Source organism: Phytohabitans kaempferiae (genome assembly GCF_042433955.1).
Taxonomy (GTDB): Bacteria; Actinomycetota; Actinomycetes; order Mycobacteriales; family Micromonosporaceae; genus Phytohabitans; species Phytohabitans kaempferiae.
Genome location: NZ_JBHLUH010000004.1, coordinates 690230 through 696958 on the forward strand (window position 1 = coordinate 690230; position 6729 = coordinate 696958).

General features: G+C 72.8%; 5 protein-coding genes. 3 read left to right on the forward strand and 2 right to left on the reverse strand.

What is annotated here, in order from left to right:
• Nucleotides 1–150 precede the first annotated feature (150 nt).
• The 3 genes from ACFFIA_RS04405 (at nt 151) to ACFFIA_RS04415 (ending at nt 4387) form a co-directional block, all read left to right on the forward strand.
• Nucleotides 151–789 carry a hypothetical protein gene (locus ACFFIA_RS04405; protein ID WP_377245600.1) on the forward strand — a complete coding sequence of 213 codons (639 nt, stop codon included), beginning with the start codon at nt 151–153 and terminating at the stop codon, nt 787–789.
• A gap of 755 nt (nt 790–1544) precedes the next feature.
• Nucleotides 1545–2216: a hypothetical protein gene (locus ACFFIA_RS04410; RefSeq protein WP_377245603.1), complete on the forward strand. Its 672-nt coding sequence runs from the start codon at nt 1545–1547 to the stop codon at nt 2214–2216.
• On the forward strand, nt 2213–4387 hold the full coding sequence (locus ACFFIA_RS04415; RefSeq protein ID WP_377245606.1) for a PAT1 family protein: 2175 nt from the start codon (nt 2213–2215) through the stop codon (nt 4385–4387). Before ACFFIA_RS04410 ends, ACFFIA_RS04415 begins: the two co-directional genes overlap by 4 nt.
• Here ACFFIA_RS04415 and ACFFIA_RS04420 read toward each other — a convergent pair.
• Nucleotides 4363–5772, reverse strand: a complete 1410-nt coding sequence (locus ACFFIA_RS04420; protein WP_377245609.1) for a hypothetical protein — start codon at nt 5770–5772, stop codon at nt 4363–4365. The two genes, ACFFIA_RS04415 and ACFFIA_RS04420, sit on opposite strands and share 25 nt — an antisense overlap.
• Nucleotides 5773–5817: 45 nt before the next feature.
• Entirely contained in the window at nt 5818–6519 is a 702-nt protein-coding gene (locus ACFFIA_RS04425; RefSeq protein ID WP_377245612.1) for a YqeB family protein, read from the reverse strand.
• Nucleotides 6520–6729 lie beyond the last annotated feature (210 nt).

Below are 6729 nucleotides of genomic sequence, written 5' to 3' on the forward strand. Positions count from 1 at the left end.
GTCCTCGCCTGTCTCACGGTGACCTTTCGCCCCTTCCCTGGTGACTTTTCGCCGGACGTCGCCGGTCGTCGTCCGGGCAGATCGCAGCCCAGCGACGATCGGCAGGACAGCCCTAGCCCGGTTGGCTGGTTGCGCCTATGCTCCGGAAACGTGTCTAGCGTCGGCGGGGGGCCGGGCGCGGGCCCGCGAGGGCTCGGCGCCCGCATTGTCGCTATCCCACTGCGATGGCTCGGCCTGAGTGCCGGCGTCGCCGCCCTCGCCGCGTCCGGGCTCTTCGGCGGGCTGGAGACGGCAGAAAAGCCCGAGGTGCCCCCCGTCCAGGTCAACGAGCTCAGCGAGGGCGAGCCCTGGAATGTGACCATCACCGGCGCCCGCCTCGTCGGCGACGGCCTCCCCGGCATCCGGCTGGACAACCCCGCCAACCGCTGGGTCGTCGTGCTCGCCACGGTCGAGGTCACCGCGCCGACGAGCCGCAACGACATGCGCGAGGTCCTAGAGATCTCGGGCGTCGAGGGCCTGGTGAAGGACCCCGCACTCCGCCGGCTCGACCCGGGCTACATCATCGCGCTGCGCGACGGCGTATCGGTCACCTATCTCCAGCCGTCGATGCCGGAGAAGCTCGCCTACTTCTGGGAGCAGGAGAGCACCGCCCCGGTGCCCACCGAGGTAAAGGTGACAATCAACCAGAAGACCTACCGGATCGACTCACTGGCCGGCCACAAAGCCTGGCTCGGCCTCGAACCTCGCGCCGAGCTGACCGTGCCCGTCGAGGATCGGCGCGACCAGTGACCCCGTCCGAGCAACCCAACCCCCCGGACGGTTGGCCTCCGCCCGGCGCCGTCCCACCAGGCCCGTTGCCGTCTACGGGGCAGGTGCCGCCATCGGGGCCGGCCGCCTCGGGCGGCTGGCCACCGGCTGGTGGTTGGCCCGCTGGTGCGCCCTCGCCTGGTGGGCAGCCGGCCTTCCCCCCACCGCCCCCACGCCCGGTAGTGCCACCACTCGGCGCCCCACGCATCACCATCCCACCGCCGGGCGGACGGCTCAACACTCCCCGCCCGGCGACCACCGGCCGGCCCGGCGCGGTCCCGCATGGCGGCCCCGTTCCTTCAGCCAGTGGCGTGCCGGGCGTAGTCCCGCCGGCCTCGGTCCCGCCTCGTGGCGCAGTCCCGCCCGGATCCGTTCCCCCGGCTGCGATCCCGCCCGGCGCCTTCCCCACTAATGCGCTCCCAGCAGGCGGCTTCCCCTCTGGCATGGTCCCGCCAGGTGGCTCCCCTCCAGGCCCGGCCCCACAGCCTGGCCTCCCACCGGGCGCGGTCCCGCAGCCCGGACTCCCGCCGAGCGCGGTCCCGCAGCCTGGCCTTTCACCGAGTGCTGTCCCACCGCATGGTCGGCCGGCGGGCGCGATCCCGCCGGGCGCCATGCCCGCGCAGGGCGTTCAACCTGGCGGTGTTCTGCCGGGCGCGATGTCCGCCGGTGGCCCGTCAGGGCCGGTCCCGCCCGGAGGTGCGTTCCCGCCCGGTGTGGCCTCGCCTGGTGCTGCTGTCGTGACGGCGGCCGGCGGCGGCGCGGCACCCTCCGGGGAGGAGATTCGCAGCCACCGGGCGCCGCCTGGACGGGTCGAGCGGGTCGGCAAGCGGGCGCGGGTCGGCATGCTGCTGGTGGCGGCGCTGGCGGTCGGCGGCGTGGTGGCCAACTGGCGTCCCATCGATGGTGACCGTGCCGACATCCGCGAGCGGCCGTACATCGCCGCCGGCCAGATCAATGAGCCGGTCTCGGCCCGCACGTTCGAGGCGCGGTTGGTCGGTGTGCGCGGCGCCAAGCTGCTCAATGTACGCAGCAAGCGCTACGAGACGGGCGGCGTGTGGATTGTGGTTCGCGTGCGAGTCACCGCCACGACCGAGGACACTGTCATCGGATACTCGGCGCTCATCGACGACAAGGAACGCGAGTTCCTGGTGAGCAACCGGTTCACGCAACTGTTCGCGGGCGGGTCGCGCACGTTCCAGCCGGGGATACCGGTGGAGGGCGACATCGCGTTCGAGGTGCCGCGTGACGTGGCCACCTCGCTGCGCCTGCGCCTGGCGACGCCGATCGTCGACCAGCGGATGGAAGGCATGGCCGAGATCAAGCTGCCGAGCGTGGACACCGCCACTGTGGACGCGTGGGCGACGCAGGAGGAGCCCGCGGCCATGGAGAGCCCGAAGGTGGTGCCGTGACCCAGCCACCTTCCCCGTGGGCACCGGCCGAATCCGCCTGGCCCCCGCGCGAGGACGATCCGCCTCCCGCACGTGAGTCGGATACCGCGATCATCCCGGCCGTCGAGCCCGACACCGCCGCTTTCCACGTGAACGGGTACGGCGATCCGAGCCAGGCGGATACCGCGGCGCATCCGCACGTCGCCGAGCATGGCTCGCGGGCGGCTGGGCAACAAGCGCTTTCGTCACCGCAGGAGCCACCACAGTCGGGCCGGCCGGAACGTCCGGCACCACCGCTCGGTCCGAAGCCGCCGGTGATGCTCAACCCGCTGCCCAAGCCGCCGGCAACCGGCTACCTGAACACGAGCCCACAGCCGGAGCCGCCCGCGCCCCAGCCGGTGGCCGTGCCGCACGGGCCGCAAGCGGTCACCGCGCCACAGCCGCTGGTCACGCGGACCGCGCCGCCGCCGACGCCAGCCGGTGAGCCGCCGACGGGCGTAGCGCCACGACAGACACCGTCGGCCCAACCGGAGGCGCGGCCGCCGGACGGGCCGCCACCGGCACCACGGCACGCGGCGCCGCCGGAGGACGCGGTCTTCCAACCAGAGCCGGAGACGGCGGTCTTCCGCGCGCCGGCACGGGAGAACGCGGCGTTTCAGGGGCGCCCGGCGGATTCGGTGGCGCCGCAGATGCCGCCCGAAGCGCCGCCGCGGGCCGCACCGCATCCGCCACAGCCGGCGGCCCAGCCAGCGCCGCACCACGCAGCCCAGACAGTGCCGCAGCAGCGAGCACCACACGCGCCGCACCACCCGGCCGGGGCAGTGCCGCACGACCAGCAGGCTCCGGCGTCCTGGGCCAACACGCAGACGTCGCCCTCACCGTGGGCCGCACCGACAAGCCCGCCGCACCAGGAGCCGATCGGGTCGGGAGGCGCGGTGCCGGGCGCCGGATCGGCGCTCGCGAGCACGCAGCCGCACCGGGAAGCGGGGAATTCGACGCCCGCGCTGCCGGGCCTGGCGCCTGCTCCCGGGCAGCCGGTCGGCACTTCGACGCCGCAGCCGCCCGTGCGCGCGCAGGCCTTCGCGCCGCCACAGCCACAGCCGATCACGCACAGCCCTGCTGGGTCGCCGCAGTCGTTCGGGTCCGGTGCGGCGATGTCACCACAGACGCCGGGCACCTACGCGCAGGGGCAAAGCTTCCCGCCTCCAATGCCTGGCGCGCCTCCGCCGCCGCAGGGATTTTCGTCGCCCGGGCCGGCACAACCGCAGGGCCTCGCGCCATCCACGCCGGGCGCGTACCAGCAGGCACAAGGCTTCCCGCCATCGATGCCTGGCACGTCCGCGTGGCCGCAAGGGTTCCCGCCGCCACAGCCACCACCACCGCAAGGTTTCGCGCCGCCGGGCACGCCGGCGCCGCCACAAGGGTTCGCACCGCCGCAGACGCCTGCCAACGGCGCACCCCCACCGCCGCACAGCACGCTGGCGCCGCCGCAAGGGTTCGCGCCGCAGACGCCTGGGAACGGCGCGTCCGCACCGCCGCCGCACGGCTTCCCACCGTCACCGCACGGCCCGCAAGCACCGCAACACGGGCACGCGCGGCCGCCACGAGCGCTGCCGCACGGACACCAGACGCCGCCGCAGCCACCGACCGGGGGCGCGGCCAAGGGGTGGTGGCGGCGCAACCTCTGGGGGCTCATCGCGCTCCTGCCGATCCTCGCGCTCGCCCTCGCCCCGAGCGTCAAGGATGGGCTGGACATGTACAACCGCTTGGATGCGCACGAAGCGGTCCTTCCCGGCGGGGATGGCTGGGTCGCGTACGCCGACGCGCGGATGCGGCTCGTGGACTTCGGGCCGGCGACAGATCTGCGGACGTACAGTGGCGATCCCTTCACGCCACCAACCAACACCAAGGTATGGCGGGCCACGATCGCGTTCGAGGCGGCCGACAAGGAGGCGGTCCTCGGCTGCAACCTGTCGCTCGAAGACAGCGAAGGGCGGCTCTTCAGCCCCAATCCCACCGAGCTGAGCGGCACGCGTTCGCGCTTTCCCGCCTGTACGCCGGAAGATGACAACGCGCCGTCGCCGTGGGAGGTGCAGCTCTACTTCGTGACGCCGGAGTCGGCCCAACCGGCGGCTGTGCGGGTGCTGCGGGCCACGCAGCTGCCGCGCTACGCCCGGCTGCCCGCCTCCTGAACACCATCCCCGACAGAGGACGAGTCAGGGCTCTCCGAGTCGGCTGGAGATGACTCAGTGGACGCGGGCTGGAGCCGCAGCACGCGGTCGACCGCCGCCCCCAGCAGGCAGGCGAGCAGCACCATGCCCACGGCGTCGTTGAGCAGGCTGAGCGGCCCGGAGATCGGTATCCAGACCGCGCCCAGCTCGCGTGGGCCGATAATCAGCCGCTCCACCTCCCACAACCAGTCGCTCGCGGTCTGCGCCACGAGGAACGCGATGCAGAAGAACAGCATCGGCGCCAGGCCGGCCTGGGCCAGCGTGCGGATGCCGTGCACGAGCGGCGTGAAGCGGTCGCGCATGTCGGAGGAGACGTTGGCCCCGACGACGCGTACCGGTTTGGGCAGCGCGTTCCACCGCTTGCCCGCCCGCTGGAGCAGCTCGGAGCTGGAGGGCGCGGGCGGGGCGAGCTTGTGCCCGTACACGACAGCGCCGACCGCGAGCCACGCCAGCGGTACGACGATCACGCTGTCGGCCGACGCGATGGCACCGACCAGCCACTCCGAGGTGCTGCGGACGAGGTTGGTGAGCGGCCCGAGTGCCTCGACCACACCGTTCCACACGTCGAGCAGCCACTGCACAACCTTGCGCCCCTGCACCCAGTCGGTGATCGGGGTCCGCGCCTGGTTGAGCGCGGCCACCGTCACGAGGATCCACGCGACCTCGATGTACGCGCCGACGATGCCGAGCGCCGGCCATCTGCCCCCGCCACGCCAGGTGTTCAGCAGCCAGCGCAGCAGCACGGCGAAGACGATCACGACGATCAGGCCGATGGTCATGTCGAACGGCAGCCGCTCGTCCAACTCCCGACTGAGCACGGTGGGGTCGTCGAAGACCCGGGCGTCGTTGAACGACGCATCCCTCCAGACCTCGTACACGTAGTCGGAGATGTCCTGGGTGAGGTAGCCCCAGGACGCGTACACGGCGAGGAACGGCACCAGCGCGCTGGCAATGTGGTCCAACAGCGTCGACCGGCGCGGTGCCGCACCCTCCAACGTGTCCGAGTCGGGCGGGTCGGCGGTCGCGACCGCCAGCCAGGGCAGCGATGGACGCATCACGCGGAGCATGAGGACCAGCGCGCTCAGGGTGGCGATGGGGCCGAGAATCACCACCATCATGCCGAGCGCCGCGTGCACCTTGCTCGCCTGCACGGCCCCGATCAGGATGAACGCCCGCGCGGCCGCGCCCGCGAAGTAGAGCGCGAAGAGCACCGGCCAGTGCCGCCAGAGCAGCCGGACCGCCATCGCCAGCACCGCGCCGGTCTCGACGACGGCGCTCGTGAACGTGCGATAGCGGCGCGGCCGCGGTGGCAGCGGCGGCGCCGCCACTCCCCCCGTGGCGGTCACGGGCCACAGGCTAGCCCAGCCGTCCCAGGCCGGGATACCCCCTGCTCAGCCGGAGGTGGGGTGCGTGCGCCGCCAGTACTGCCGCTTTGACTCATCGCGCACGACGACGCCGAGCTTGCCCAACTCGCTGCGCAGCTCGGCGATATCTGTCTTTTCGCCCTTCTCCAGCGCCTTGGCGCGGGCCTTGAGCAGCGCGTCGGCGCTGCCCGGCAGCTCCGGATCGTCCGGGACCCACCGGCGGAACTCGTCGCGGTGCGGGTCGCCGGCCGCCGCCCACGGGTATCCGTGTGCGAGGAAGCCGTCCCGCATCCGGTCGGCGCCCAGGTCGAAGCCTTCCCGCGCGAGCTCTTCGGACTCCCGCCCGAGCAGTACCAGTTGCTTGCCGTCGACGAAGACCGCCCGCACGTCGCTCCGGTTGACCGTCTGCTTGGCGTCGCCCCGGCGCAGGGTCACGTCGCTGTCGGTAATCGCCACGCGCAGCGTTTCCATCGCCCCGATGAACGCGAGCACGAGCCCCACGACCGCGCCCACGGCGAGGCTGACGATCGTGGCGAGCGGCTCGTTGTCGGCGACCGAGGCGAGCAGCTCGATCGGGCCCTTGAACGGGATCCACGGCAGGTCGGCGAGCCAGCCGGCGAGCGCCTGGAGCAGCCACCCCGCGCCGGCACCGGCGAGCGGCAGGCCCACCCACGTCAGCCCCACCGCCCACGCCGGCTCGGAGACGACGGTCTCGTTGCGCTGGTACACGGCATTCACCGTATCTACCTCGCTCCGTCGCTCGGCGCTCGACCATCGTCGCGGTCAGCGCCCGTAGCCTCGCGACTCCCGCTCACGCCTACCTCGCTCCGTCGCTCGGCGCTCGACCGCCGTCGCGGTCAGCGCCCGTAGCCTCGCGACTCCCGCTCATTGGTGCACCCTTGTTTCGCTCGATCCGGTCATGGGTTGGGCGCACCGGTG